We start from the raw sequence: 3,863 nt of genomic DNA on the forward strand, positions 1-3,863 counted from the left end.
ATAAGCTCAGTAAACAGTTGAAAAATATATGATTCTGTCGCGTATTAGTTGAAAATAAATACCAAGAATTCAAATAGAGGGAAGCCAAAAAATAGTTCGTAGTCGACACCCTTAAAGAATCGACTTGGCTTTAGTCATGATGGATCATAATGGCGCATGATTTGCAGACTGCTTTGGATCTCACAAACAATCTTCAACATTAGGCTTCAAAATAGGTAGGCCATGCAACTCTATCAAAGCCACTAGCAACTAATGCAGTGACTTACAATAATTAATTAAGCCGTTGGTTGAAACATCATGGCTATTGACATCACCTGATGCCTGTAGCTCAGGCAATATCGCTTTTGCAAGCTGTTTGCCTAGCTCAACTCCCCATTGATCATAAGAATTGATATCCCACAGCACGCCTTGGACAAAAATTTTGTGTTCATACATAGCAATTAATGCCCCGAGGGTTGCTGGCGTTAGTCTTTTGTAGAGTATCGAATTGGTGGGTCGGTTGCCGGCAAATGTTTTATGCGGCACGAGCTCATCAATTTTTTCCGCATCTATTGCAGACGCCATCAATTCCGTACGCACTTCGTCAGATGTTTTACCCAGCATTAAGGCCTCTGTCTGGGCAAAATAATTCGCTAATAAAATATCGTGGTGTTCGCCAACCGAATTATGGCTTTGCGCCGCAGCGATAAAATCTGCAGGCATCATATGCGTACCCTGGTGAATAAGCTGATAAAAAGCATGTTGGCCATTGGTGCCAGGCTCACCCCATATAACGGGGCCTGTGCTATAGGGTACAGGGCTGCCATCACGACAAACACCTTTACCATTGCTTTCCATATCACCCTGTTGAAAATAAGCGGAAAAACGATGCATGTATTGGTCGTAAGGCAAAATCGCATGTGTCTGTGCATCAAAGAAATTAACATACCAGACACCCAGCACCGCTAATACGACAGGCAAGTTTTCATCAAATTCAGTTACGCGAAAATGTTCGTCCATGTCATGAGCGCCTTGCAACAAGGCCTCATAGTTATCCATACCAATATATAAGGCGATGGATAGACCAATGGCACCCCATAAGGAATAACGACCACCCACCCAATCCCAAAATTCGAACATGTTATCGGTATCAATACCAAACGTAGCCACCGCTTTAGCATTGGTTGACAAAGCAACAAAATGTTTGGCCACGGCAGCTTCATCCTTTAGCGACGCCAGCAACCAATCACGCGCGGTATGCGCATTGGTCAAAGTTTCCTGAGTGGTAAATGTCTTCGATGCCACAATAAACAACGTGGTTTCAGGATCAAGCGGCTTAATCGCTTCAACCACATGCGTGCCATCAGCGTTGGAAACAAAATGCACAGCTAAATGCTGATGAGCATAAGGCTTCAAGGCTTCAGTCACCATCACAGGACCCAAGTCAGAACCACCGATACCGATATTGACTACATCAGTAATGGTTTTACCGGTATACCCTTTCCATGCGCCACTGCGTACTGCCTCGGTAAAACGACGCATTTTTTCCAAGACTGAATTAACAGCAGGCATGACGTCTTCGCCATCGACCATAATCGGTGTGTTGGAACGATTGCGTAGCGCAATATGTAACACCGCCCTGTCTTCAGTGATATTAATTTTCTCGCCTGAAAACATTGCGTCAATACGCTCGCGCAAACCACTTTCATCAACCGCCTTTAGCAATAAATCCATGGTCTCTTGCGTAATTCGGTTTTTCGAATAGTCGAGCAGAATGTCTTTAAACTTTAAAGAGAATGTATCAAAACGCTGCACGTCCTGTGCAAACAGATCGCGCATGTGAACACCTGACATTTTGTCATAGTGATTGCTGAGTAATAAATAAGAAGGTAAATCGGTAAACTCGGGCATGACTGGTCCTTCAGATAGAAAATCTGGTAGCTAGCCCGCATTTCTCACCAGAATGACGAGCCATCGCTTGATCTTTGATTCTACAGTGAATTTTCTTCGGTCGGAAATACAGCCCGTATTTCACTGCCTCAGAAAACCCACTGTAAAATCACCTCGGCACCCCCTTGAGGGGCAAATCTCTGCGCGATCATCTCGCCCCCTAGTGAGAAATGCGGGCTAGCGGATCTGGTTAACTCCGCGACTACGGCCCAAGTCCTCACCCAGGTCTGCCGACTCGATATCAAGCCCGTGACGCCAAAACTGATCATCACGCTCAAACAAGCGATAGGTGCCACGAGGCCCCCAACTACCTGCTGGATAAACATTAATAAAGTCGCGTTCCATCGACCAAACCTTAATGATGGGGTCAACAATACGCCAGGCCCATTCGACTTCGTCATAACGTAAAAACAAAGAATGATCGCCCTTCATCACGTCAAGCAATAATTCTTCGTAGGCATCAGAGGTGCTTTCACCTTCATCAGCAAAGCTAGCATCAAGACTAATGCTGCGTGTTTTCATTTCCAGCCCAGGCACTTTCGCTTGCATTTCCATCTTCATACACTCATGTGGCTGAATACCAAACATAAACCAATTCGGTTTTATCCGCTCGATCTGCGTATTTCTAAATAAATGATGCGGTGGCGCCTTAAACCGCACACAAATAGCCGAGCTACCTTCTGCCAAGCGTTTGCCTGTACGTAAATAAAATGGCACACCTTTCCAACGCCAATTATCAATATACAATTTAACTGCCGCATAGGTCTCTGTTGTGCTCTCACCTGGCACGTCTGGCTCATCAAGGTAACCTTCTACCGCTCGACCATCAATAGTGCCAGATGCATATTGACCACGAAATGCATGCGCATGCACGGCGTTATGAGGAATTTCCCTAACGGATTTTAAAACTTTCACTTTTTCATCGCGTAAAGATTCAGGGCTCATATTCGGCGGTGGCTCCATTGCCACTAGCGTCAATAACTGCATTAAATGACTCTGAATCATATCGCGTAGTGCGCCCGCGTTATCATAATAAGAAGCACGGCCACCGACACCCAGCGTTTCTGAATGTGTGATCTGTACGTAATCAATATTTTCACGGTTCCACAGTGGCTCTAACATTAAATTAGCAAAACGCGCCACCAACACATTTTGCACTGTGCCTTTGCCAAGGTAATGATCAATGCGATAGATTTGATTTTCTTTTAAATGCTTATCCAAAGAGCGTTGTAATGCTTGCGCACTGAGCAAATCATAACCAAAGGGTTTTTCAATCACCACGCGACGCCAACCGTTTTTCTCATCCAGCAATTTAGCTTTGCCTAAATGCGCAACCACCGTGCCAAAATCAGCAGGGCGAATCGACATATAAAAAACAACATTATTGGAATACTCCGGCTTGCCTTTGAACAGTTGATACAAATTGGCAAACGATTCTGCTGCATTATAATCACCGAGGAAATAGACCACTCTTTTGAGAAATCTCTTCAATACGGCCTCATCGATATCAGCACCGTACTTATCGCGAATCATTGCTTCGACTTTTTTTGTCCATGCCGCTTGCCGTTCATCCTCGCGGCCAACGCAAACCACCACCATGCCGTCTGGCATGCGGTTATGTCGATCAAGCTGGTATAAAGAGGGCAGCAGTTTTAAGCGCGCCAGATTGCCCGTTGCACCAAAGATTACTACAGAGCATGTTCCTTCCATTGTTATTCCCCTTTAGCTCTTCATCTCATGGCCACCAAATGCATTACGCATTAGTGACAATAATCTATTGGCATAACCTGCTGAATCCTGGCTAGCAAAACGCACTTGTAATGCAGCAGTAATTACCGGCGCAGCAACACCTTGTTCAATCGCCTCAATAGCCGTCCAACGGCCTTCACCAGAATCGGTTACCACATCTGATACTTTGTTCAAATCAGGCTCAC

General features: G+C 45.1%; 3 protein-coding genes. All 3 read right to left on the reverse strand.

Annotated elements, in window-relative coordinates:
* Nucleotides 1-249 precede the first annotated feature (249 nt).
* On the reverse strand, nt 250-1,890 hold the full coding sequence (gene pgi / locus JKY90_06125) for a glucose-6-phosphate isomerase (protein MBL4851841.1): 1,641 nt from the start codon (nt 1,888-1,890) through the stop codon (nt 250-252).
* A 216-nt stretch (nt 1,891-2,106) separates the two neighbouring features.
* A complete protein-coding gene (locus JKY90_06130; GenBank protein MBL4851842.1) occupies nt 2,107-3,639 on the reverse strand; it encodes a glucose-6-phosphate dehydrogenase in 1,533 nt (510 codons plus the stop codon).
* Nucleotides 3,640-3,651: 12 nt separating this feature from the next.
* Nucleotides 3,652-3,863, reverse strand: a 212-nt coding sequence (locus JKY90_06135; GenBank protein MBL4851843.1) for a 6-phosphogluconate dehydrogenase, incomplete at its 5' end; no start/stop codon positions are given.

The organism is Gammaproteobacteria bacterium, from assembly GCA_016765075.1.
In the GTDB taxonomy this organism is placed as follows: Bacteria; Pseudomonadota; Gammaproteobacteria.